General features: G+C 71.6%; 16 protein-coding genes. 12 read left to right on the top strand and 4 right to left on the bottom strand.

The annotated features are described in order from the left end of the window. Positions 1-20: 20 nt before the first annotated feature. From AC1RCS_RS05790 to AC1RCS_RS05765, 6 genes are all read left to right on the top strand, one after another. On the top strand, positions 21-3,848 hold the full coding sequence (locus tag AC1RCS_RS05790) for an ATP-binding protein (RefSeq protein WP_492260941.1): 3,828 nt from the start codon (positions 21-23) through the stop codon (positions 3,846-3,848). A 154-nt stretch (positions 3,849-4,002) separates the two neighbouring features. Further along, positions 4,003-5,082, top strand: coding sequence for a DUF8740 domain-containing protein (locus tag AC1RCS_RS05785; RefSeq protein ID WP_492244025.1), 1,080 nt, complete (start codon positions 4,003-4,005; stop codon positions 5,080-5,082). Positions 5,083-5,104: 22 nt separating this feature from the next. Continuing rightward, on the top strand, positions 5,105-5,707 hold the full coding sequence (locus tag AC1RCS_RS05780) for a phage tail protein (RefSeq protein ID WP_492244024.1): 603 nt from the start codon (positions 5,105-5,107) through the stop codon (positions 5,705-5,707). Positions 5,708-5,715: 8 nt separating this feature from the next. After that, the gene (locus tag AC1RCS_RS05775) at positions 5,716-6,324 is read left to right on the top strand and encodes a phage tail protein (RefSeq protein ID WP_492244023.1); all 609 of its coding nucleotides are present in this window, start codon (positions 5,716-5,718) and stop codon (positions 6,322-6,324) included. A 17-nt stretch (positions 6,325-6,341) separates the two neighbouring features. Further along, a complete protein-coding gene (locus tag AC1RCS_RS05770; RefSeq protein WP_492244022.1) occupies positions 6,342-6,911 on the top strand; it encodes an Ig domain-containing protein in 570 nt (189 codons plus the stop codon). Between the two features lie 271 nt (positions 6,912-7,182). Then, on the top strand, positions 7,183-11,235 hold the full coding sequence (locus tag AC1RCS_RS05765) for an IPTL-CTERM sorting domain-containing protein (protein ID WP_492244021.1): 4,053 nt from the start codon (positions 7,183-7,185) through the stop codon (positions 11,233-11,235). A gap of 9 nt (positions 11,236-11,244) precedes the next feature. On the opposite strand, the gene AC1RCS_RS05760 is transcribed toward AC1RCS_RS05765, so the two are convergent. The 4 genes from AC1RCS_RS05760 to AC1RCS_RS05745 all read right to left on the bottom strand — a co-directional run bounded on the left by AC1RCS_RS05760 (position 11,245) and on the right by AC1RCS_RS05745 (position 17,605). Continuing rightward, positions 11,245-13,083: a gamma-glutamyltransferase family protein gene (locus AC1RCS_RS05760; RefSeq protein ID WP_492244020.1), complete on the bottom strand. Its 1,839-nt coding sequence runs from the start codon at positions 13,081-13,083 to the stop codon at positions 11,245-11,247. Between the two features lie 157 nt (positions 13,084-13,240). Further along, positions 13,241-14,773, bottom strand: a complete 1,533-nt coding sequence (locus AC1RCS_RS05755; RefSeq protein ID WP_492244019.1) for an alkaline phosphatase D family protein — start codon at positions 14,771-14,773, stop codon at positions 13,241-13,243. Positions 14,774-14,976: 203 nt separating this feature from the next. Then, the gene (locus tag AC1RCS_RS05750) at positions 14,977-16,524 is read right to left on the bottom strand and encodes a GGDEF domain-containing protein (RefSeq protein ID WP_218295365.1); all 1,548 of its coding nucleotides are present in this window, start codon (positions 16,522-16,524) and stop codon (positions 14,977-14,979) included. Positions 16,525-16,630: 106 nt separating this feature from the next. Beyond that, a complete protein-coding gene (locus AC1RCS_RS05745) occupies positions 16,631-17,605 on the bottom strand; it encodes an NADPH:quinone oxidoreductase family protein (RefSeq protein ID WP_218295364.1) in 975 nt (324 codons plus the stop codon). Positions 17,606-17,751: 146 nt separating this feature from the next. Between AC1RCS_RS05745 and surE the strand changes: the two genes are divergently transcribed. The 6 genes from surE (at position 17,752) to AC1RCS_RS05715 (ending at position 23,787) form a co-directional block, all read left to right on the top strand. Then, positions 17,752-18,540: a 5'/3'-nucleotidase SurE gene (gene surE / locus AC1RCS_RS05740; protein WP_218295363.1), complete on the top strand. Its 789-nt coding sequence runs from the start codon at positions 17,752-17,754 to the stop codon at positions 18,538-18,540. Next, positions 18,540-19,307 carry a protein-L-isoaspartate(D-aspartate) O-methyltransferase gene (locus AC1RCS_RS05735; RefSeq protein WP_492244018.1) on the top strand — a complete coding sequence of 256 codons (768 nt, stop codon included), beginning with the start codon at positions 18,540-18,542 and terminating at the stop codon, positions 19,305-19,307. The genes surE and AC1RCS_RS05735 overlap by 1 nt, the downstream gene beginning before the upstream one ends. A 12-nt stretch (positions 19,308-19,319) precedes the next feature. Further along, positions 19,320-20,240: a peptidoglycan DD-metalloendopeptidase family protein gene (locus AC1RCS_RS05730; protein ID WP_218295361.1), complete on the top strand. Its 921-nt coding sequence runs from the start codon at positions 19,320-19,322 to the stop codon at positions 20,238-20,240. A gap of 38 nt (positions 20,241-20,278) precedes the next feature. Next, the gene (locus AC1RCS_RS05725; protein ID WP_492244246.1) at positions 20,279-21,286 is read left to right on the top strand and encodes an RluA family pseudouridine synthase; all 1,008 of its coding nucleotides are present in this window, start codon (positions 20,279-20,281) and stop codon (positions 21,284-21,286) included. Between the two features lie 147 nt (positions 21,287-21,433). Continuing rightward, entirely contained in the window at positions 21,434-22,186 is a 753-nt protein-coding gene (gene scpB, locus AC1RCS_RS05720) for an SMC-Scp complex subunit ScpB (protein WP_218295360.1), read from the top strand. Next, a complete protein-coding gene (locus AC1RCS_RS05715) occupies positions 22,186-23,787 on the top strand; it encodes a pseudouridine synthase (RefSeq protein WP_492244017.1) in 1,602 nt (533 codons plus the stop codon). Before scpB ends, AC1RCS_RS05715 begins: the two co-directional genes overlap by 1 nt. The last annotated feature ends 77 nt before the right edge of the window (positions 23,788-23,864 follow it).

Raw genomic sequence — 23,864 nt, 5'->3', positions numbered from 1 at the left:
TTCGCACCTTGACTACCTTCGTGAACGGGCCTCTTTCGCGCGAGCTGGCCATGCGCTTTCTGGGCGGATTCGACATCTCGCGCGGACAGGAGGCCGTGACCGCGTTCCCCTATGACAAGGTCCGCGCACTGCTGGCCTACCTGGCCCTGGAGCTTGGCGAGCACCGCCGCGAGCACTTGGCCGACCTGTTGTGGCCGCAGGTGGATGCCGAGCGGGCCCGCGCCAACCTGCGGGGCTGCCTCTTCGACCTGCGCCGTGCGCTGGGCGAGGCGCAGGCGACGGGATCCCCGCCGCTGATCGAAGCGTCCCAGAAAACGCTGCGCCTGCGCGCCGGCGCCGGCTGCCGTCTGGACGTGGCCGATTTCCTCGCGGGCGCCAGCGTGCCCGTGGATGCGCCGGCTTTGCTCGAGCAGCGCGTGGCGTACTACCGGGGGCCCCTGCTGGCGGGGCTGTACCTGCCCGACGCGCCCGAGTTCGAGGCATGGCTGGCCGCGCGGCGCGAAGGGCTGCACCGCCAGGCGCTGGACATGCTGGAGCGGCTGGTGGCGCACCACGAGCTGCAGGGCCACGGCGCGAAGGCGCTGCAGTATGCGCAGCGCGCCATCGAGGTGGACCCGTGGCGCGAGCCCTTGCAGCGCAGCTATCTGCGGCTGCTCGCGCGCCGCAGCCCGTCCGCGGCGCTGACGCACTATGCCGCGTACCGCCGCGCCATCGCGCAGGAGCTGGGGGCCGAGCCCGAGCCACAGACCGTGGCGCTGGTCGAACGCATCGGCGCCGCCGCAGCACCGCAATCCCCGCGGCCCGAGGGCCTGGCGCTGCCGGAACGCCGCCGCCTTGCCGTGCTGGCCTGCGATTTCGAGCCGCGCGACGGCATGGACCCCGAGGACGCCGCCGCCGCGCTGGCGGGGCTGCTGGAGCAGGGCAGCGGGCTTGTTCGCGGGTACGCAGGCCATGTGGTCGCGGCGCAGGGGGGCGAGCTGCTCGCCTTCTTCGGCTACCCCAGCGCGCGCGAGCATGCGCCGCGCGATGCCGCGCAGGCCGCTCTCGCCCTGGTGCAGACGTGGCGTGCCGCGGGCTGCGCGGCGGACCTCGTGCCGCGCGTGGGCCTGCACGCGGGCTGGGCCTTTGTGGCCGAATCCCAAGGCCCGCCCGATGCGGCGGGCACGCTCACCAGGACGGCGCGCCGCATGGCGCAGGCCGCGCCGGCGGGGGGCGTCTTGGCCAGCGCCGCGTTGCGCGGCATCCTGGAGACGCATTTCCAATGGGGCTCTGCCCAGGAGGGCGCGGCGGTGCTGCTGGCCCGAAGGCAGGACATGCGCCGCGGGGATGCGGAGGAGCGCCCCCCCTCTCCCCTGGTCGGGCGGCGCCAGGAGCTGGACAGGCTGCTGGCCGCGTGGGGCGACGCGCAGCGGGGGCGGCAGGTGGGCGTGCTGCTGCGGGCCGATGCCGGCAAGGGCAAGTCCCGCCTGGCGGCGGCCCTGGCCCAGCAGGTCCGGGCCTGTGGCGGCCGGGTCGCCGAAGTGGCCTGCCAGGCCGAGTCGGCCCACATCCCCTATTTTCCCTTTGTCGAGCAGCTGCATCGCCAGATGGGGCTGGACCACGGCACGCCCGCCGATGCGCACCAGGGCGCCGTCCAGGCCGCCGTCCAGGTCCTGCAAGAGCTGGGGACAGAGGCCGCCCTGGCGGAGCTGCCCGTGCTGCTGCACCTGCTGGGCTTGCCCATGGACCCCGGCATTGCCGCCGCTGCGCAGCCCCTGTACCCGGCCCAGCGCAAGGAACGCGAGCAGCACCTGCTGGCGCGGCTGTTCGGCCCCGGCAGCGATGGCCGGCCGCTGCTTCTCGTCGTGGAGGACCTGCACTGGGCCGACCAGGCCACATCGGAGCTGCTCGAGCGCATGCTGGCGCCAGACCGCGATGCCCCCTTGCTCCTGCTGTGCACCACGCGGGCGCAACCGCATGGGCCGCTGGCCGCCAGGCTGGCGGTGCAACTGGAACTGGCGCCGCTGTCGTACCAGTCCATCCGCGCCCTGGTGACGCAGCTGGAGGGCGGCACGCGGCTGGGGGATTCCCAGATGGCGTCCATCGTGGGCCGCGCCGACGGGGTGCCCCTGTACGCCGAGGAACTGGCCCGTGCCGCTCTGGCGGGGGGTGCAGGCCACAGCGAGGTGCCGGCCACGCTGTGGGACGCATTGGCCGCGCGCCTGGATGGAATGGGCCCGGCCAAGCGCATCGCACAGTACGCGGCCTGCATCGGCCGCGACTTCGGAGAGGACCTGCTGCGCGCCATCGCCGGGCCGCAGGACGATGTGGGCGGCGGCCTGGAGGTACTGCAGCACGCGGGGTTGGTGCGGCGGCGGCTCGGCGGGCCGCTGTACTTCCGCCATGCGCTCATCCGCCAGGCTGCCTACGAATCGCTGGCCCAGGCCGAGCGGCGGCGGCTGCATGCCCGGCTGGCCGAGGCGCTGCGCACCGATTTTTCCGAGCGTGTGCGGGCCTATCCCGCAATCCTTGCCCACCACCTGTCCGAATCCATCCATCCCGCCGCTGCGCATGCCTGGTGGGTGGCCGGCACCCAGGCCGCATCGCGCTCGGTGCTGGGGGAGGCCATCCACGACTTCTATGCGGGCCTGGCCGCCGTGCAGGCGCTGCCCGAGGACGACCCGGGCCGCGCGCGCGACGAGCTGCTGCTGCAGGTCGGCCTGGGCACGGCCCTGGTGGGCGCGCAGGGCTATGGCTCCGACGCGGCCAGGGATTGCTTTCACCGCGCCTGGGCGCTCGCCGCCAGCGCGCCGCCGGGCATGGACCTGTTCCCGCTCATGTGGGGGCTGTGGATGGTGGGGCGCCACAGCGAGGACGAGCATCCGCTGGAATACGCCGACCGCCTGGCCCGCATGGCCGAGGGCAGCGCCGACCCGGCGCGGCGCATGGCCGTGGAGTACGCCTACGGCAACAACACCCTGTGGCTGGGCGAGTTCGCGCGCTCGCGGGGGCACCTGGAGGCGGCCATCGGCTGGAGCACGCGGGTGGGCAGTGCCGAATCGATCGCGCGGTTCGGCGAGGACATCGGCATCGCCGCGCGCGCCCTGCTGGCCTGGGTGCACTGGATCGAGGGCGACCTGCCGCGCGCGCGGGCGCTGGCCGATGACAACGTGGCCCTGGCACGCACGCTGGGCCACGCGCACAGCTTCGGCTTTGCGTTCAGCTGCGCCGCCGTGCTCTACCGCCACCTGCGCGATCCGGAGCAAGCCGCCGCCCTCAGCGCCGAACTGCTGGCCTACGCGCAGCACCACCGGCTGCTGCTGTGGCAGGCCGCCGCCGCGGCGGTGCTGGGCTGGGCGCAGGCGGTGCAGGGCGATGCCCGCGCGCTGGCTCCCATCCGCGAGGGCCTGGAGGGCGCGCGGCAGGTGTTCCGCGTGATCGAGATCACCTTCATGGCGTTCCTCATCGATGCGCTGCTGCACCTGGGCCGTGGCGCCGAGGCGCTGCCCGCCATCGACGAGGCGCTGCACAAGGCGGCCGCGCACCACGACACGCATTTCGTTGCAGAACTCCTGCGCCTGCGGGGCGATGCCCTGCTGCAGCTGCGGCCGTCCGACATCGCGCCGGCGCTGCGGCTGTACCGCGACGCGCTGGCGCGGTCCGAGGCCTGCGGCGCGGCCCTGTTTGCGCTGCGCAGCGCCACGCGCATCGCACGCCTGCTGGCGGCGCAGGGGGCCTGCGGCGAAGCGGCGGCGCTGCTCGAACCCGCGTTGGCTCGCGTGTCGGACCTGCCTGGCAACCCGGATCTGCACGAGGCACGGGAATGCCTGGCGCAGTGCACCGCGGCGGCCGCGGCCATGCGCCCCTGACGGAAGCATCGCGGCGGCCTGCCCCCCCGGCGTTTTGTCGCGGGCCTGGTCCAGGGCCGCGATCGCGGCATTCAACGCTCTGTCAACGCCCTGCTTTCCACAATCCGCCCCTTGTCCAAGGTGCCGCGGCGCGGCGTAACAGGGAGGAGGCGGGATGGTCGTGAATGCAGCGAAGAAGGCCGAGGCGGCGTACCCATGGCGTGGCACCGTGCGTGCCGCTGCCATGGCCCTGGCGCTGGGCTGGGGGCTGGCGGCGCAAGGCAGCCATGCGGCGGTGCCCGCCTCCGTCAGCTACCAGGGGCAGCTCACCCAGCCTGGTGGCGGGCCGCTGGCGGGGCCCGTGCAATTGCAGTTCCGGCTCTACGATGCGGCCACGGGCGGCGCGGCGCTGTGGGAGGAGACCCATCCGGCGGTGGCACTGGCGACCGGCGTCTTCAGCGTGCAGCTGGGCAGCATCGCCCCGCTGGCCTTGCCGTTCGACCAGCCGTATTACCTGGGCGTGAGCGTGAACGGCGCCGCCGAGCTGGCGCCGCGCATGCCCCTGTCCAGCGCGCCCTATGCCCTGAGCGCGAAGACCGTCGCCGACGGCGCGGTCACCGCTGCCAAGATCGGCCAGGTGTGCGCCGTGGGCGAGACGCTGCTGCAGGCGGCCACCGGCTGGGCCTGCGGCGCGGCCACCGGCCCGCAGGGGCCGGCGGGTCCAGTGGGAGCGGCCGGCCCCATCGGCCCGGCCGGTCCCAGCGGCGCGGCGGGCGTGCGGGCGCTCATCGCCACCGCCACCGAGGCTGTTGGCGCCAACTGCGCCACCGGCGGCACGCGGGTGCAGGGTGGCAGCGATGCGAACAGCAACGGCGTGCTGGACGTGGGCGAGGTCTCCGCCACCGCCTACGTCTGCAACGGCGCCCAGGGGCCGCAGGGGCCTGCCGGGCCGCAGGGCCCCGCCGGCGGCGGCGCCGGCAACCTGGTGCACGGCTGCTTCAGCGTGGGGCAGGCCGGTAGCGGCACGGGCTACACCGTGGCCTACGACGGCGGCACCGGCCAGCACCAGATCACCTTCACCACCGCCTTCGCCAGCGCCGGCTACACGCTGGTGCTGGACGCGCGGGCCGCGCCCACGGGCCGCGCGCGCGCCGTGCACCCGGTGGCCAAGGCGGCCGGCGCGGTCACGCTGGCGCTGGGCTGGCTCGACAGCGCCGAGACGGCGCAGCCGGTGTGCTTCATCGCCGCGCAGTGATGCATCAAGAGAACGACATGCCATGAAGAAGAACCACGCTTTTGCTTCCCTGGCCCTGGCGGCCGCCCTGGCCGCCGGCGTATCGCCCGTGATGGCGCAGCAGGAATGCATGATGGGTGAGCTGCGCCTGTTCGCCGGCAACTTCGCGCCCCGCAACTGGGCCCTGGCGCAGGGGCAGATGCTGGCCCTCAACGCCCAGACGGCAGCGCTGTTCAGCATCCTGGGCACCACCTACGGCGGCAACGGATCCTCCACCTTCGCCCTGCCGGACCTGCGCGGGCGCGTGGCGGTCGGCGAGGGGCAAGGGTTCGGACTGACCTACCGCGCGCTGGGGGACCAGTGGGGCGCTGAGACGCACACGCTGACCACCGGCCAGATGCCCCTGCACATCCACGCCCTGAACGTGGCCAGCAATGCCCCGGCCACCACGGGCACCCCCGGCAGCGACAAGGTGTTGGCCGTGGCGCAGAACGCGGGGCTGTATGCCGCCGCGTCGCCGTCGGTGCAGCTGGCCGCCACCAGCGTGGCGTCCGCCGGCAACGGACAGGCGTTCCTGATCCTGCCGCCGAGCCTGGGCATGAACTACATCATCTGCACCGCGGGTGACTTCCCCGTCCGGCCGTGAGCACCGCCATGCAAACACGGCGAACACGGCTGGGCCAGCTCCTGCTGGCCGGCACGGGCCTGCTGGCATGCGCCGGCACCGGCGCGCAGGTGGCCGGCAACTGCCTGCTGGGCGATGTGCGGCTGTTCGCGGGCGACTACGCGCCGGTGGGCTGGATGCTCGCCAACGGCCAGGCCCTGAGCATCACCGACCACAACGCGCTTTTCTCGGTGCTGGGCACCACCTGGGGCGGCGACGGCATGACCCACTTCAACCTGCCCCATCTGGGCAGCCGGATCCCGGTGGGCACGGGCCAGGGACTGGGGCTGGCCACCGACGTCGTCGAAGGCACACACCGGGGCGACGAGCAGATGTGGCTTCAGCACTGGAACCTGCCGCCCCACAGCCACGCGGTGGCGGCGGCGGGCGGCGCGGCCACCAGCGCCACGCCCGCTGCCGGCATGGCGCTGGCCGCGGTGCCGGAGGCGGGCGCCTTCGCGGCGGTCGCGCCCGACACCCGGCTGGCGCCCACGTCGGTGGGGAGCGCGGGCTCCACCCAGCCGTTCGAGAGGCTGCCGCCGTCGCTGGCGCTGAACTACATCATCTGCGTGGGGGGCACGTACCCCACGCGGAACTAGCGGGCAGGGAGCGCGGCATGCCATCCTTTCTTCTCTCCTCGGGCCGCGCGGCTGCTGCGCTCGCCCTGCTGGCTGGCGCCCTGGGGGCGCCGCCCGCAGCGGCCCAGGCCGGCGCCATCGCGGGGCAGGCCGTGGCGGGCCTGTCGTCGGGCGGCGGCGTGGTGCTGCACAGCGGCGCCGTCATTCCTCTGGCCAGCACGCCGGTGCTCACGGGGGGCAGCCTGCCCGGGGGCATGGCGGGCGTGGCCTACAGCCAGAGCCTGTCGGCCACAGGGGGCACGCCGCCCTACACCTACGCCCTGGCGGCCGGAAGCGGCCTGCCGGCGGGCATGTCCCTGTCCGCGGGGGGCGTGCTGTCGGGCGCCCCCACGGCAGCGGGCCACTACGGCTTTTCGGTGCAGGTCACGGACGCCGCGGCGCAGACGGCCACGGTGACCTATGTGTTCTCGGTGGCCGCCGCGCCCGGTCCAGGCGGGCCCGCGACCCCGGTCGCCGTACCGCTGGGCGGCCCGTGGGCGGGCACGTTGCTGGCGCTGCTGATGGCCGGGGGCGCGGCCACCGCACGCCGCCGTCAGCGCAAGGATTGATACCATTTTGGGCTGCAGCGCTTTACCGCAAAGCGCTGGAAGCTATTAAAAATATAGCAAAACATGCACGGACCGGTGCCTGCGCTCCCGCGTGCACCCGCCAGGGCGGCGGGCGTTCAACGCTGCGTCAACGCTGCCTGCGAACAATCGCGGCCCAACACGGTGCCGTGCAGCGGCTGAAGGGGGAGGGGATATGGGCGGTTGGAAGGCGGGGTTGCGGATGCGCCGGTGGGTGCTGGGTTGTCTGCTGGCGTGTGCCTGCGGAGGGGCGGTGGCCGATGACCCGGAACCCGGCTTCACCAATTACGCGCAGCTGGCCTCCATCGCGGTGGGCGGTGTCGCCGCGGTTTACCCGCTGGGAGATCTTACCGACGACCCGCTGCGGGTGGCGGTGCCGGGCATCCGCATCGGCCATTGCGCGCCGCAGAGCATCGCGGTGCGGGCCTGGCAGCCCAACTACCAGCCCTATACCGTGCGGGCCCTGGGGCAGACGCTCCACCTGTTCGGCGGCGAGACGGAGGGCGCGCTGTCCGTCCCCCTGGCGTTTGGCGCCAACACGGTGGAGCTGGCGGTGGAGCGGCCCCTGTCGTTCGACTACACCGCCAGGGCCTTCTACACGCTGCAGATCGAGCGCGAGGGGCCGGGCGCCAACGCCGAGCTGGCCGCCCTGGCGCTGTCGGCGGGCATGCTGTCCCCGCCGTTCGATCCGGCCACGCACAGTTACAGCGCCACCGTGCGCGACCGGTCCGTGGCGGTGGTCGCCACGGCGGCGGACTGCCCCGGCCTCACGGTCAACGGCCAGCCGGTGGCCAGCGGCAGCGCATCGCCGGCCATCCCGCTGGCCCTGGGCGCGAACACGGTGACGGTGCAGTCCGTGGCTCAGGACGGCACCACCCGCACCTTCGATCTGGCCATCACGCGGCTGGCCAGCGCCAGCGCCGACCTGGACAGCCTCGCCCTGTCCGGCGCCGCGCTCAGTCCGGCCTTCGACAGCGCTGTGACGGGCTACAGCGCCACGGTGCCCTATGCCACCACGGCGGTGTCGCTCACGGCGTCGCCAGCCGCATCCACCGCCACCCTCACCGTCAACGGGGCGTCCTTGGCGGCGGGCGTGCCGCATTCCGTGGCGCTGCAGGCGGGGGCCGCCACGGCGATCGCCGTCGGCGTGCAGTCGGAGGACGGCTTGGCCACCAGGACCTACACCGTGACCGTGGCCCGCGCCGCGCCCGACACCAACGCCCGGCTGGCGGCGCTGGCCCTGTCGGCGGGCACACCGAGCCCGGCGTTCGATCCGGACGTAATGCTCTACACCGCATCGGTGGCCGGCACCGTCAGCGCGGTGACCGTCACGCCCACCCCCGCCTTCGCCGGGGCGTCGGTCACGGTCAACGGCGCGCCCGTGGCGGCCGGGGGCGGCGTGAGCGTGCCGCTCGCGCCCGGCACCAACACCATCGCCGTTCGGGCCACGGCGCAGGACGGCGCCACGCAGCGCACGTACACGCTGCGCGTGGTGCGTGCCAGCCTCGTGAACAGCGCCAGGCTGCTGGGGCTGGCGCTGTCCAGCGGCACGCCCTGGCCGTCGTTCCATCCCGCAATCGCCGCCTACACCGTGCGGGCCGCCAGCGATGCCTCCACGCTCACGGTCACGCCCACGGCGGAGGATGCGACGGCCACCATCCTCGTCCATGGTGGTCCGGTGGTGCCGGGAGAGGCCTCGGCGCCGATTCCCCTGCAGCCCGGCCACAACGCCATCACCATCCAGGTCACCAGCACCGACGGCCTGCAGACCGGCAGCTACACGCTGGACGTGCTGCGCGGACGCACCGACGCGGCGCTGGTCGGGCTGACGCTGTCGGGCGGCAGCCTCAGCCCCGCGTTCGACCCGGACGTGCTGGCCTACAGCGCCAGCGTGCCTTTCGTGATGGCCTCCGTGCGGGTGGGGCTGGCGCTGCCCGATGCCGAGGCCACGGCCCGCGTCGGCGGGCAGATGCTGCGCAGCGGCCATGCCGCCACCGTGGCGCTGGCGCCGGGGCCCAACACCGTGCCGGTGCAGGTCATGTCCAGCGACGGCATGGTGCAGCGCACCTACCTGGTTTCCATCACGCGCCAGGCGCCGCAGGCGGTGCCGCTCGCGCACAACCCGACGGCCTTCGCCGCGCCGCTGTCGTTGCCGCTGGAGGGCACGCAGGCCGTGACGCTCGCGGTGGGCGACGTGGATGGCGATGGGCATGTGGACATCGCCGCGGTGAGCCTGGTCCGGCGGGACATCGCGCTTCTCGCGGGCCGGGGCGATGGCACCTTCGCCGCCGCGCAGTGGTCGCCGGTGGGGTTGGGCGACGGTTTCCTGCTGGCACTGGGCGACTTCCAGGGCGACGGCTGGCTGGACGCGATGGCGGTGGATGGCAGCCACGCCCAGCTGGCCTCGGGCCTGGGCGATGGGCGCTTCAGTGCGCTGTCGCCCCCGCTGGCCTGGCCGCCCGCGGCGGCCGCGGGCGTCGCGGCGCTGGACGTGGACGGCGATGGCCGCCCCGATCTCGTGTCGCCCGGCGCGAACGGCGCTACCGTGCAGCGCGGCCTGGGCGGCGGCCGCTTCGCGGACGCGCAGCCGGTGGGGAGCCTGGGCTGGGTGCGGTACGTCGTCGGCGGGGACTTCAATGGCGATGGGCGGATCGACCTGGTGCTGGCCAGCGGTGACGGTGCGCTGCAACTGCTGCCGGGCCTGCCCCTGGGTGGTTTCGGCGCGCCTTTCGACGGGACGCTGGGCGTGCCCATGGGCGGGGCGGTTCCGCGCGTGGGCGACCTCGACGGCGACGGGCGCGATGACCTCGTCGTCGCCGTGTCGGTGAACGGCGTGAGCACGGTGTTCGTGCTGCGGGGCCGCCCGGACGGCAGCTTCGAGAACCCCGTGCGCTTCGCCAGCGGCCTGGGGCCCATGATCGGCCAGGAGGTGCCGCAGGACGTGGTGGTGGGCGATTTCAACGGCGACGGCCATCCCGACGTCGCCGTGCTCAACGGCAACGGCGGCGCCTTCAATGTCGCCATCCTGGCGGGGCAGGGCGATGGCAGCCTGGCGGCGCCGCAGCTGCATTACGTTCCGTGGCTGCCCTCGCGCATGGCGATGGCCGACCTCGACGGCGACGGCAAGCCCGACCTGGTGATGAACGCGCTGTCGAACCGGGGGGAGGGGCTGAGGGTGCTGCGCAACACCGCGCCCGACCTGGCCCAGCTGGTGCCGTCCAGCGGCACGCTGAGCCCGGCGTTCTCGGGCGCCGTCACCGCCTATGCCGTGCAGTTGCCCGTGGGCGGCCCGGACTTCACGCTCACGCCCTGGCTGGCCTTCGGCACCGCCGAGGTGCGCGTCAACGGCGTGCCGGTGGCCAGCGGCAGCGCATCGGCGCCCGTCGCGGTGCCCGCCGGCGGCAGCGCGGTCGTCACGGTGAGCGTGCTGGCGCGCGATGGCGGCACGGCCACCTACACCTTCTCCGCCACGCGCCCCGTGCCCAGCGCGAATGCCCTGCTGGGCGCGCTCACGCTGTCCGCGGGCAGCCTGGGCCCGGCGTTCGATGCCGGCACCCTGCAGTACACGGCGAGCGTGGACCACGCGGTGGCGTCCATCACGCTGACGCCCCTGGCGGCCGAGGCCACGGCCAGCGTGCGGGTCAACGGCGCGCTGGTGGCGCGCGGCAGCGCGTCGGCGCCCATCGCGCTGGCCGTGGGCGACAACCCGGTCACGGTGCTGGTCACGGCGCAGAGCGGTGCCACGCTGTCGTACGTGGTGCGCGTGGTGCGTCCGGCCGCCGCCACCCAGTTCACGGGCGAGGGGCCGGGCGGCGCCGTCACGGCGGGTTTTTCGGGCGGCGGGGCCGGCTGCGGCTTTGCCGCCAGCAGGTTCGTTCCCGCCGCCAGCGTGGCGCCGGCGGCGCCCACGGGCGTGGCCTTTCCGCACGGGCTGTTCGATTTCGCCACCGCCGGGTGCGCGGCAGGGGCCACGCTGCACTTCACCATCACCTATCCCGCGCCGCTGCCGCCCGGCACGCGCTATTGGAAGTGGGGCCCCACGCCCGGCAACGCGGCTGCGCACTGGTACGAGCTGCCCGCCACCATCAGCGGAAACACGGTGCGGTTCAGCATCACCGATGGGGGCCTGGGCGACGATGACTTTGCCCTGGGGCCCAACGGTGCGGTGCAGGATGCGGGAGGCCCCGGCGTGCCCATGGTGTCCGGCGCGACGGCCGTGCCCACGCTGTCGCCCTGGGCCCTGCTGCTGCTGGCGGCCGGTGTGGCGGCCCTGGCGGGGGCCGGCCGGCGGCGCGCGGCACGGTGAGCGCGGGGCTCAGTCCCCCATCACCACGCCCTCGCGCCGCGGGTCGGCGCCGCCCATCCAGAGCTTCTTGCCGTGGGCGTTGCCCAGGGTGATGGCCTGCAGGCCGCTGGTCATGTTCATCTCGCGCACCTCGGCGCCGCGTGCGCGCAGGGCCTCCACCGTGGCGGGCGGGAAGCGCTTTTCCTCCAGCAGCGTGGGCCCGTTCATGGAGCCGAAGTTGGGCAGGTTGATGGCCTGCTGGGGCATCAGGCCCCAGTGGAAGACGCCGTACAGCGTCTTGGCCGTGTAGTGGATGATGGCCGCGCCGCCGGGGCTGCCGCCGCTCATCAGCAACTCGCCGGTGGCCTTGTCGAACACCAGCGTGGGCGCCATGGACGAGCGCGGGCGCTTGCCGGGCTGCACGCGGTTGGCGATGGGCTGGCCCTGGGCATCGGCGGGCGCGAAGCTGAAGTCGGTGAGCTCGTTGTTGAGCAAAAAGCCCTTGACCATTTGCCGCGCGCCGAACTGGTCTTCGATGGTGGTGGTCATGGCCACCGCGTTGCCGAACGCGTCGACGATGCTGATGTGGCTGGTGCCGTACTCGGGCTGGTCGGGCATGGGCGCGTAGCTGGCCTTCACCGCGCCGGGGTTGCCGGGCTGCGCGACCTTCATGCTCTGTGCGCCGATGAGCTTGGCGCGTTCGGCCAGGTAGGCGGGGGCGAGCAGGCTGCTCCAGCTGCCGGCGGGAGGCTGCACGAAGTCCGGGTCGGCCACGTACTGCGCGCGGTCGGCAAAGGCCAGGCGCGCGGCCTCGGTGTACAGGTGCAGCCAGTCGGCCGAGGGGATACCGTCCTGCAGCGGCTTGGCGGCCGCGTCGGTGTTCTTGAGGATGCCCAGGATCTGCCCGATGGCGATGGCGCCTGAGCTGGGCGGCGGAAAGCCGCAGACGCGGAAGTCCTTGCTGGCGACCTGGTAGTCGTGGCACAGCGCCTCGCGCTTTTTGGGCTGGTAGCCGGCCAGGTCGGCCAGGCTGAGCTTGCCGGGGTTGGTGGGGTGCTTTTGCACCTTGTCGACGATGGCCTGTGCGATCTCGCCCTCGTGCAGGGCCTTGCTGCCTTCGGCGGCGATGCGGCGCAGCACCGCGGCCAGTTCGGGGTTGCGCAGGTTCACGCCCACATCGCGGGCATCGCCATCGGCTTTGTAGAAGTAGGCGGCGGCCACCGGGTCCTTTTTGAGGTGCGGGTCCGCCGCCACCAGGGTGTTAAGCCGTGCGCTGATTTTGAAGCCGCCCTCGGCCAGGGTGATGGCGGGCTGGAACAGTGTGGCCCAGGGCAGTTTGCCGTGCTGCTTGTGTGCCAGCTCCAGCATGCGCACGGTGCCGGGCACGCCGACCGAGCGGCCGCCCACCACGCCGTCGTAAAACGGCACGGGTTTGTCGTCGGCGCCGAGGAAGAGTTTTTCGTCGGCGGCGGCGGGCGCGGTCTCGCGCCCGTCATAGGCCTCCACCACCTTGCCGCTGCTGTGCAGCAGGAAGGCGCCGCCGCCGATGCCGCTGGACTGCGGCTCGACCAGGGTCAGCACCATCTGCACGGCAATGGCCGCGTCCACGGCCGAGCCCCCGGCCTTGAGGATCTGGTAGCCCGCGTCGGTGGCCAGCGGGTTGGCGGCGGCTACGGCGAATTTCTCGGTGGCCCAGCCGGGTTTTTCGGTGTAGCCCGAGGAGCCTTCGGGCTGGGCCGGCACGGTGTAGGCGAACTGCGAGGGGGCGCTGGCGCAGCCGGCCAGCAGTGCGGCGAGCGCGGCGCAGGTGATCAGGCCAGGGCGCAAGCTGCGGGGGGATGCCGGGGCCGGCGAGACGATGGGGGACATGGGCTTCTCCTTCGTGGCAAGCAAGAAGCGGCCATCGTACGGTGCCCAGCCTGCGCGGGGGCTCGGCGTTACATTGCGCTACAGGCGCACGGTTTGAGGTCTTTTGCGGCCCTGTCGCTTTCTGGATAAGCGCTGACAGCTATCAAAAAATGAGCGTTCACGCCGGCACGGGCCCCGCGCGGCCGTCCTGAACCACGAACCGGGCCAGGGTGCTGGCGCCGCTGTCCGCGCGCATCGGGTCGTCCACCGCGCGCAGGGTGGTGGTCCAGCGCTCGGGCGTGATGTCCGCCAGGCCGTAGCCGCGCAGGTCGCAGCGGGCCAGCAGCACGTGGGGGTTGTGCCGCGCCACGGCGTCCACCTTGTCCTGCGTGGTGCCCGAGCGCGAGCTGATGGAGGTGCCGCAGAACTCGCTGGCGATGACGGGCGAGCCGGGGCGGTCCGCGTCGGCGTGCACGCGGCACACGTAGTTCTGGTGGATGTCGCCGCCCAGCAGCACGGTGTTGCGGGGCGCGTGGCGGGCCACCGATTGCAGCAGGCGTGCGCGGCCTGCGGGGTAGCCGTCCCAGCTGTCGGTGGACACCATGCCCGAGGGGTAGTGGCGCGGCGAGAACAGCGTCTGCTGCGCGACCACGCTCCAGTGTGTGGTGTCGCGGGTGGCCGCGTCGCTGGCCAGGCCGGCGTCGAGCCACTGCTCCTGCGCCGCGCCCAGAAAGCTGCGGGCGGGGTCGCCCAGGTCGGCGCACTGGCCGCCGCGCACTGCGCCTGCGCTGGCGGATTCCGGTGTGCGGCAGGCCTGCCAGGTGCGGTACTGGCGGCCGTCCAGCAGGTGGATGTGGGCCAGCCGGCCCCAGCGCAGGCGGCGGTAGACCTGCAGCGCGTCCCACCGGGTGTCGGGGAAGGGCCGGTTCAGGCTGGCCGCGCGCAGCGGCATGTTCTCGTAGAAGGCCTGCCATGCGGCGCCACGCATCGCCGCAAAGCCGGTGGCGTCGCCCCGGCCCGCTCCGGCGGCGTAGTCGTTCTGCACCTCGTGGTCGTCCCAGGTCACGGCCCAGGGGCAGGCGGCGTGGGCGGCCTGCAGGGCCGGGTCGCTCTTGTACAGCGCGTACCGGTCTCGGTAGTCGGCCAGCGTGCTGGCCAGCTGGAGGCTGTGGGTGCGCGCTAGGTCGGCCGTGTTCCTGGGCGTGGCGTATTCGTAGATGTAGTCGCCCAGGAACAGCACCAGGTCGGGCTGGTCGGCCGCCAGGTGGCGCCATGCGGCGTAGTGGCCGTGCTCCCAGCGCTGGCAGGAGGCAAATCCCACGCGCAACGCGCCAGGCAGGTCGCCCGGTGCGGGGGCCGTGCGCGTGCGGCCCACCGTGCTCACCGCATCGCCCAGCAGGAAGCGGTAGTGGTACCAGCGGTCCGGGGCCAGGCCGCGCAGCTCCACATGCACGCTGTGGCCGAGCTGCGGCAGGGCAGGCGCCTCGCCCTTTTGCACGATCTTCGCGAAGCGCGCATCGTGCGCCACCTCCCACCGCACGGTGTGGGCGGCCTGCACCTGCGCCGCATCGGCCAGCACCAGCCGCGTCCACAGCACCACGCCGTCGGGCGCCGGGTCTCCACTGGCCACGCCCAGCGCGAACGGATTGGCGTGCAGCGACAGCGGGTTGCTCCAAGCCCAATGGGGCAGGCTGGTGGCAGCGGCAGCCATGGCTGCGCGCCGCAGAAAGGACCGTCTTTGCTCTGGGGGCACTGCAGGGTGCGCCTTAGTGCGCTGCGCTCAAAACTGGCGCAGCCCAGGCCAGCGGCCGCCGCGCAAGGGCCGCCAAGCTGCGGATGCGGCGCTTCGCTTGCGTGCGCTGGCGGCGTCCCCCCTGGGGGAAGGCGCCGAAGGCGACACAGAGGGGCTTCCTTTCATGCCGCCATCACGCGGTTCTTGCCCGAGCGCTTGGCCAGGTACATGGCCTGGTCGGCGCGGCGGATGGTGTCCGCGCTGTCTTCGCTGTCGTGCAGCTGGGCGACCCCGGCGCTGAAGGTGATGAGCACCTTCTCGGAGCCTTGCAGGAAGAAGCGTGTCGTGAGCTCCCGCTGCAGCCGCGTCATGGCGGCCACGCCGCTTTCCACGGGGGTGTCCGGCAGCACCAGCACGAATTCCTCGCCGCCGTAGCGTGCCAGCAGATCCTGGGGGCGCATGACCTCGCGGGTGACCTGCGCCAGGTGCACCAGCGCCGCATCGCCGCCGGAATGCCCCAGTCGGTCGTTGATGGTCTTGAAGTTGTCCACGTCGAGCAGCGAGAGGCACAGCGGAGACCCCAGGCGGCGCGCACGCGCGATTTCGCGCTCGATGGCCTCGTCCAGGCCCTTGCGGTTGAGCGAGCCGGTGAGCGGGTCGTGCCGGGCCTGCTGGCTGGCGCGGTCGAGCTCTTCCTGCAGCTTGGCCACTTCGGCGCGCTTGGCTTCGGTGCGCTCGCGCAGCTCATGGAGCTCGTCGTGCGTGACGCGGCTGTCCAGCGCCATCGCGCGGGTGGCGGTCATCACCTCGTGCAGCACGGGGGCGATCTCCTCCAGCGTGTTGGCCTTGCCGATCAGGTCGGCGCACCGTGCCATCGTGCCCTGGTAGGTGGTGCTGGACGCCGTGATCCGGGCCAGCCGTTCGATGAACGTGGCCAGCATGTCCTTCATCTGCTCCTGGGCCTCGACCGTGCGGGCCTTGGCCTCGGCCTGCTTGAAGATCACGTCCTTGAGCCGGCGCTGCACGTCGTCCAGCCGGCGCAGCGTGAGCGGCGGCGTGGACGCGGCCATGAGCGCCTCGGCCTGGCCGTGCAGCCAGCGGTCTTCCAGGCTGAGCACGGCGATGTTCTCGAACACCATGTGCAGCAGCTCCAGCAGGCTGGCGCGGATGGAGGCCTGCTCCTCGGTGGCGAACGACAGCCTGTAGGTGAAGTTGCCCAGCATGAGCTGCACCGTGGAGATGGGGGGCGCGGGCTCCTTCAGGAAGGTGATGAGCTGCTGCGCCATGTCGATCACGCGGGCATCGTCTTCACCAAGCGCGGGCAGCGTGTTGTCGATGAGGCGCGCCAGCATCTGCGCAAACTCGTCCGGCAGGATGCCTGGCGAGGCAGTGGCCGCGGCCCCGGGGGCCGGCTCCACCGGCGCCGATGCCGCCGTGGCGGGGTTCAGGCCCAGGTTGGCGTAGCCCACCAGCACACTTTGTAGCGAAGTCCAGTCTTTGTTGTTGACGGCGCGTTCGAATTGGCCCAGCAGGCGCTTCTGTGCGGGCGTCTGCCCCGGCAGCACCCTCAGGATGTGCTGCAGGGGGCCTTCGGGAAATGGCTGCGGGCTGCGGACTCCTGCGATCTCGTCATACAGCGCCAGATAGTTGTCGGGCGTCGGGGGAAGGCGCCGGGTGGCCAGCTGCTTGAGCGTCTCGCGCGCGATTTCGGAAGGTGGTCGGTCGGCCATGTGCGGACACCAGTGTCAGGGAGAAGCAGGATGCGCGAGTGTGACACAGCGGCCGGATTCCCGGGGCCTGGATGAAGCCGGGCGGCGCGCCCGGCGGGCCACAGGCTCAGTTCACCATCACCAGCTTGCCCATCACGCCCCGCGAACCCATGTGCGCATAGGCGGCGGGCAGCTCCGCCATGGGCATGGTGCGGTCGATCACGGGCTTGATCTTGCCCTGGGCATACCACTGCGCCAGCTCGCCCATCATGGCGGCATTGGCCTTGGGTTCGCGCTTGGCGAAGTCGCCCCAGAACACGCCCACGATGGAGGCACCCTTGAGCAGCGCCAGGTTGAAGGGCAGGGCCGGGATGGGGCCGGACGCAAACCCCACGACCAGGTAGCGGCCGCGCCAGGCGATGGAGCGGAACGCGGGCTCGGCAAAGTCGCCGCCCACCGGGTCGTAGATCACGTCCGGGCCCTTGCCGTCGGTGAGCGCCTTGATGGATTCGCGCAGGTTGTCCTTGCTGTAGTTGATGGTGGCGTCCGCCCCGATGGAGGTGCACAGCGTGCATTTCTCGTCGGTGGAGGCGGCAGCGATCACGCGTGCGCCCATGGCCTTGGCGATCTGGATGGCCGAGGTGCCCACGCCGCCGGCGGCGCCGAGCACCAGCACCGTTTCGCCGGCCTTGAGCTGGGCGCGGTCCACCAGCGCGTGGTACGACGTGGCGTAGATCATGATGAAGGCTGCAGCATCCACGTGCGAGAAGCCGTCGGGCAGGGGCATGCACAGCGCCGCGGGCGCGATCGTGTGGGTGCCGAAACCGCCCGTGCCCGACAGGCAGGCCACGTTCTGGCCCACTTTCAGATGCGTCACGCCGTCGCCCACGGCGGCCACGACGCCCGCGTATTCAGAGCCGGGCACGAAGGGCAGTGGCGGCTTCATCTGGTATTTGTTCTGCACGATGAGCAGGTCGGGGAAGTTCAGGCTGGCTGCCTTGATCTCGATGAGCACCTCGCCCGCCTTGGGCGTGGGCGTGGGCAGTTCGGTCCAGGCCAGGGCGTCGACGCCGACGGGGTTGGTGCAAAGCCAAGCGTGCATGGGAAAAGTCTCCTGTCAATGTGGGACGCATGATAGGCGGGGCCTGCCGGGGCGCGATGTCCCACGAGCGACGGCCTGCGCCTGCGTTGTGCAAGGCAGGGCCCGGGGCACGCCACCTACAATCCGTTGCAACCCCTTCTGCAACCATGAAAATTCTGATTTCCAACGACGACGGCTACCAGGCTCCCGGCATCGTGGCGCTGCACGATGCGCTCAAGACCCTCGACGGGGTGGAGGTCGAGGTGGTCGCGCCAGAGCACAACAACAGCGCCAAGTCCAATGCGCTCACCCTGCATTCGCCGCTGTACGTGCACCAGGCGCACAACGGCTTCCGCTACGTGAACGGCACGCCCGCCGACTGTGTGCACATCGCCCTCACCGGCTTGCTTGGCTACCGGCCCGACCTGGTGGTGTCGGGCATCAACAACGGCGCCAACATGGGCGACGACACCATCTATTCCGGCACCGTGGGCGCGGCGATGGAGGGCTATCTGTTCGGCATCCCCGCCATTGCCTTCTCGCAGGTGGACAAGGGCTGGGGCGAGATCGAGGCGGCCGCGGCCAAGGCGCGCGAGATCGTCGCGCAGATGCGGGCCCAGCGTCTCGTGACAGAGACCCCATGGCTGCTGAATGTGAACATTCCCAACATGCCGCTGGAGGCGCTGCAGCCCCTCAAGCTGTGCCGGTTGGGGCGCCGCCACGCGGCCGAGCGGGTGATCGTGCAGGAAAGCCCCCGGGGCGAGGCGATGTACTGGATCGGCAGCGCGGGGGCCGCCAAGGACGATGCGGAAGGCACGGATTTTCATGCCACGGCGCAAGGCCACGTGTCGATCACGCCGCTGAAGGTGGACCTGACGGACCACGACAACCTAGGCTACTGGGCACAGACCGCGTCCCGCCTTGTGGCAGGCGTGGCCGGGGCGCCGGGACCGTGATGCAGCGCCGCCCCGGATTCCCTGCCAGGTTGCCAGGATCTGGACCTTCTCCCGCCAGGCCCGCCCCGGTCGCTCCGCCCGCGCGCCAGCCGGCGGCGGCGCCGGTGGGGGTGGGGCTGGATTCGGCGGCGGTGCGCGCGCGCATGGTGCACAAGCTGGCGGCCGGAGGCATCACGTCGCCGGCGGTGCTGCACGCCATGGGCACCGTGGAGCGCCATCGTTTTGTCGACAGCGCGCTGGTCAACCAGGCGTATGAGGACACCAGCCTGCCGATTGGCCTTGGGCAGACCATTTCCAAGCCGAACGTCGTGGCCCGTATGTGCGAGTTGCTGCTGGGCGCCGAAGGCGCGCGCGCGGGCGGATTGGGACGTGTGCTGGAGATCGGCACGGGCTGCGGCTACCAGGCGGCCGTGCTGAGCCACCTGGCGCGCGAGGTCTATACCCTGGAGCGCCTGCGGGGCCTGCACGACAAGGCGCGCCACAACCTGCGCCCGTTTCGCCTGGCCAATGTCCACTTGCTGTTCGGGGACGGCATGCTGGGCTACGCCAAGGGCGCGCCTTACGCGGCCATCATCGCCGCCGCGGGCGGGGATGCCGTGCCGCAGGCGTGGTGCGACCAGCTGGCGGTCGGAGGGCGGCTGGTGGCGCCCATGGCGGTGGCAGGCGGGCAGCAGATGTTGCTGGTGATCGACAAAACCCCGCACGGATTGAAACAAAACGTGCTCGAGCCCGTACATTTTGTCCCCCTAAAATCGGGGATTGCCTGAAGGGAAATGCTTATGTTCGTATCGCGTGGTCTTGTGGTTGGGTTTACCGTGGCGCTGGCGGGGCTTGCGCTCACCGGTTGCGGCACCCGGCTGAACAAGGCTCCTGTGGAAGACCGGGGCACATCCTCCTCGTCCTCCGCGCCTCCGCCAGCGGCCCAGCCCGGCGTGGTGGTGGGGACACCCCTCAAGCCGCTGCCCGGCGCGGAAAATGCCGGAAAACCAGGCTACTACACGGTCAAGCCGGGAGATACCCTCATTCGCATCGGCCTGGAGTCGGGCCAGAGCTGGAAAGACATTGCGCGCTGGAACAACCTCGAGAACGCGAATCTGATCGAAGTGGGCCAGGTGCTGCGCGTGGCGCCGCCCGCGCCCGCCTCGCAGGCCGTGGCCGCCGACAGCGGCGTGGTCACCCGCCCGGTGACCTCCTCGACGGTGACGCCCGCCAATCCCGCCAGTGCGGCCGTGCCCCCGGCCAGCGCGGCCAAGCCCGCCACCTCGGCGGCCTCCGGCCCCGTGGTGGCCGTCGCGCCGGCAACGCCGACACCGTCGTCGGGTGCCGCGGAAGACGACATGGCATTCATCTGGCCCGCTCCGGGCTCGCTGATCGCCGGGTTCGACGAGGCGCGCAACAAGGGATACGACATTGCTGGCAAGGCGGGAGACCCGGTCCTGGCCGCCGCCGACGGCCGCGTGGTGTATGCGGGCGCGGGGCTGCGCGGATACGGCAACCTGGTCATCCTCAAGCACAACAACACCTTTCTGACGGCGTACGCGCACAACCAGACCCTGCTCGTCAAGGAGGACCAGTCCGTGCGCAAGGGGCAGAAAATTGCCGAGATGGGCAGCACCGACGCCGACCGCGTCAAGCTGCACTTTGAAATCCGCCGGCAAGGCAAGCCCGTCGACCCGTCGCGCTACCTGCCTGCACGTTGATTTCCGCCGTGGCTTCGCCGCCAATGGGCGCAACGGGCATGGCGCGGGAATTGGCCGGGGCAGCGGATGAGCTGCTGGCCGACGAGTCGGAAGGGCTGGCGGACGAGTCCGGGAGCGAGCTTCGCTCCATGCACATCGGGGCCGGACAGCATGGCGTGCGGCTGGACCGGGCGCTGGTCGATCTGGTGCCCGAGTTTTCCCGCAGCTACCTGCAGCAACTGCTGGCGCAGGGGCTGGTAAGCCTCAATGGCAAGCCGCTTCCCAAGGCGGCAGCGCGCGTGAAGGCGGGCGATCAGGTGGTGCTGGAAATGCGGCCCACGCTGCAGAGCCAGGCCTTCCGGCCTGAGTCCATGTCCATCGACGTGGTGTTCGAGGATGCCCATCTGCTGGTGGTGAACAAGCCCGCCGGCCTGGTGGTACACCCCGCGCCGGGGAACTGGAGCGGCACCTTGCTCAACGGCCTGCTCGCCCGCGACGAAAAGGCGCTGACCGTGCCGCGCGCGGGCATCGTGCACCGGCTCGACAAGGACACCAGCGGGCTGATGGTCGTTGCCCGCGACCGCGCCACCATGGACGCGCTGGTCGCATTGATTGCCGAGCGCAAGGTGCAGCGGCAGTACGTGGCCATGGCCCACGGCGCATGGTCGGGTCCCAAGATCCGCACGGTGGAAGCGCCCATTGGCCGGGATCCGCGCAACCGCCTTCGCATGGCGGTCGTCGACCTGGCGACCCATGCGGGCAAGCTTGCGCGCACCGACATCCGGTGGCTCGCTGGCGCGGACGAGGGCTGCTGGGTGCAATGCACCCTGCATACGGGCCGCACGCACCAGATCCGCGTGCACATGGCGTCCTTGCGGCATCCGTTGGTGGGGGATGGCCTGTATGGCGGCGCGCCGGTCGGCAGCCTGCAGCGGCAGGCGCTGCATGCCTACCGCCTGGCCTTCTCGCACCCGGTGACCGGCGAGGCGCTGGAATTCCGGGCGCCGGTGCCGCAGGACATCTGCCAGGCCCTCTCGTCATGGGGGCTGGGCTACAATGCGCCCTGACGGCCAGACTGGCCCCAGCCCGAAGACGGAATCCCGCCGGGCTCTTGCGTCGCGCCAGCACCCTTGCACAGCGCGCCATTGATTGCCCCCTGCTGTTGATGTGACACCCGTTGCAACGCGTGGCACTTTTCCAGGAATCGCTGAACCATGAACACGGTGGATGCCAAAAGGGTCCTCGAAACTGCGTTGATCTGCGCGCAGCAGCCTGTGCCTTTGCGCGAGCTGCGGGTGCTGTTCCATGACGCGCTGGGGTCGGACACGCTCAAGGTATTGCTGCAGGAGCTGCAGCTGGAGTGGACGCAGCGTGGCGTGGAGCTGGTTCAGGTGGCCACGGGCTGGCGTTTCCAGAGCCGGCCCGAGATGCGCGAGTACCTCGACCGGCTGCACCCCGAAAAGCCGCCGCGCTATTCGAGGGCCACCATGGAAACCTTGGCGATCATTGCGTATCGCCAGCCGGTGACGCGGGGTGATATCGAGGACATCCGGGGGGTGACGGTCAACAGCCTGATCGTCAAGCAGCTGGAAGACAGGGGCTGGGTCGAGGTCATCGGCCACCGGGAAACGGTGGGGCGTCCGGCGCTGTTTGCGACCACGCGGCAGTTTCTGGATGACATGGGGCTGCAGTCGCTGGACCAGTTGCCGGTGCTGGATGATCCCACCGGCAATGCCAATGTTCTGGAGGCCATGGCCGCTGCCGCCCAAGGGGTGATAGAGCCGGAGCCCGAACCGGCAGCGGAGCTGGTCGCTGCGCCATCGGAGCCCGGCCCGGGCCAACAGCCGCCAGAACCGGGCGCGGCGCCGGATGCGGTGCTGCCCGTGGAAGACTTTTTTCAGAATGCGGAGACGGATCTCCGCGACGACGATGCCGATACCCCGGGTGGTATCCAGGGAAATACTTGATGAACGATTCGACCCCCGAAATGCCGGCTGATCTGCCGGAGGCTGCGCCTGCGCAGGCGGCTGCGGCGCCGAAGAAACCTGCTGCCAAGCGCGCCCCGCGCAAGAAGGCGGTGCCGGTGGCTGTGGTTGCCGAGGAGCAAAGTGCTGCTGGCGACGCCATCGCTTCGGCGGCCCCCGAGGCCGTTTCTGAGGTGGAGCCCGTGACAGCTGCGGAGTTGTCGCCCGAGGCGCCCTCCTCGTCGCAGGTGGTTGCAGGGCCCGAGGCCGAGGCTGCGGCGGCGCATGCGGAAGTCTCTGAGTCTGCGGGCCAGCCAGGGCAGGGCGGCCGCAGGAACCAGGGCCAGCCCGGCGGCAGGCCGCCCCAACGCCCCGAAGGTGCCGGGCGCGACAGGCGCAAGGCGGCGCCGGCGGTGGATGGCTATCAGTTCGAGGATGTGGTGTCGGGCCGCTTCGATGAGGATGATGCGTCGGCCGACGCCGTTCCCGCCAAGCGCGTATTGCTGCCCCAGGTGGAAACGCCCAAGCTTCACAAGGTGCTGGCCCAGGCGGGGCTGGGGTCGCGGCTCGAGATGGAGCAACTCATCCTGGAAGGGCGCATCTCCGTGAACAACGAACCTGCCCATATCGGACAGCGCATCCAGTTCGGAGACCAGGTCAAGGTCAACGGCAAGCCCATCCGCTACCGGATCGACCCGCCGCCAGCGCGCGTGATCGCGTACCACAAGCCGGTGGGCGAAGTGGTGACCCATGACGACCCCCAGAACCGGCCCACTGTCTTTCGCAAGCTGCCCCGGCTCATGCAGGGCAAGTGGCAGTCTGTCGGGCGCCTGGATCTGAACACCGAAGGCCTGCTGCTGTTTACCAGCTCCGGCGAACTTGCCAACAAGCTCATGCACCCGCGTTTTGGCTTGGAGCGCGAGTACGCCGTGCGGGTGCTGGGCGCCTTGAGCAACGAAGAAAAGCAGAAGCTGCTGGATGGCGTGCGCCTGGACGATGGCATGGCATCCTTTGGATCGATCGAGGATGGCGGCGGCGAAGGCTCCAACTGCTGGTACCGGGTCACCATTTCCGAAGGGCGCAACCGCGAGGTGCGCCGGATGCTGGAGTCTGTGGGACATGCGGTCAGCCGGCTGATCCGTATCCGGTACGGCGCCATGGTGCTGCCGCGCGGGCTCAAGCGCGGCGCCTGGCTGGAACTCGATGAGAGTGACATCCGCGCCCTGGTCCAGGCCGCCGGTGCCGGACGGCCGGAGGCTCCGGCCGAAGGCCGGTTGGAAGAGGGGCCGGGTGCGGGCGGGCGCGGCGGCAACAAGCGCAACCGGGGGCGCAACGGGCCCCGCGTGGGCGACGGCCCGCGCCGCGACATGTCGCAGGGGGCGCCGGGCGGCCCCCGCGGCCAGAAACCCCGCCGTGACAATGGACAACAAGGTCAGGCCCGCGGCAACAATGCCGGCGGCGGTGACCGCCAGCGCGGGGCGGCACAGCCGGATCCGATGAAGACCTCGGTGGGCTATATCGGCATGGACAGCCTCTCGCGGCACCGCCAGGACAAGCGGCGCCCCGGCGGAGGCGGCCCTCGCCGCGGGGGCGGCGGGCGCTGAGCGCACGCTGCGCCGGTCTGCCCGGTTAGAATCGAGGGCTTTGTCCAGTGGGCAAACGAATTACAGCAACATCATCC

Source organism: Acidovorax sp. GW823-FHT01C06 (assembly GCF_058798375.1).
The sequence above is the reverse complement of the archived record's forward strand: the minus strand, read 5'-3'. Positions and strand labels throughout refer to the sequence as shown.

Coding starts and splice junctions, on each gene's coding strand:
- AC1RCS_RS05785 (WP_492244025.1), top strand. CDS start 4,003: ATGGTCGTGAATGCAGCGAAGAAGGCCGAGGCGGCGTACCCATGGCGT.
- AC1RCS_RS05780 (WP_492244024.1), top strand. CDS start 5,105: ATGAAGAAGAACCACGCTTTTGCTTCCCTGGCCCTGGCGGCCGCCCTG.
- AC1RCS_RS05775 (WP_492244023.1), top strand. CDS start 5,716: ATGCAAACACGGCGAACACGGCTGGGCCAGCTCCTGCTGGCCGGCACG.
- AC1RCS_RS05770 (WP_492244022.1), top strand. CDS start 6,342: ATGCCATCCTTTCTTCTCTCCTCGGGCCGCGCGGCTGCTGCGCTCGCC.
- AC1RCS_RS05760 (WP_492244020.1), bottom strand. CDS start 13,083: ATGTCCCCCATCGTCTCGCCGGCCCCGGCATCCCCCCGCAGCTTGCGC.
- AC1RCS_RS05755 (WP_492244019.1), bottom strand. CDS start 14,773: ATGGCTGCCGCTGCCACCAGCCTGCCCCATTGGGCTTGGAGCAACCCG.
- AC1RCS_RS05750 (WP_218295365.1), bottom strand. CDS start 16,524: ATGGCCGACCGACCACCTTCCGAAATCGCGCGCGAGACGCTCAAGCAG.
- AC1RCS_RS05745 (WP_218295364.1), bottom strand. CDS start 17,605: ATGCACGCTTGGCTTTGCACCAACCCCGTCGGCGTCGACGCCCTGGCC.
- surE (WP_218295363.1), top strand. CDS start 17,752: ATGAAAATTCTGATTTCCAACGACGACGGCTACCAGGCTCCCGGCATC.
- AC1RCS_RS05735 (WP_492244018.1), top strand. CDS start 18,540: ATGCAGCGCCGCCCCGGATTCCCTGCCAGGTTGCCAGGATCTGGACCT.
- AC1RCS_RS05730 (WP_218295361.1), top strand. CDS start 19,320: ATGTTCGTATCGCGTGGTCTTGTGGTTGGGTTTACCGTGGCGCTGGCG.
- AC1RCS_RS05725 (WP_492244246.1), top strand. CDS start 20,279: ATGGCGCGGGAATTGGCCGGGGCAGCGGATGAGCTGCTGGCCGACGAG.
- scpB (WP_218295360.1), top strand. CDS start 21,434: ATGAACACGGTGGATGCCAAAAGGGTCCTCGAAACTGCGTTGATCTGC.
- AC1RCS_RS05715 (WP_492244017.1), top strand. CDS start 22,186: ATGAACGATTCGACCCCCGAAATGCCGGCTGATCTGCCGGAGGCTGCG.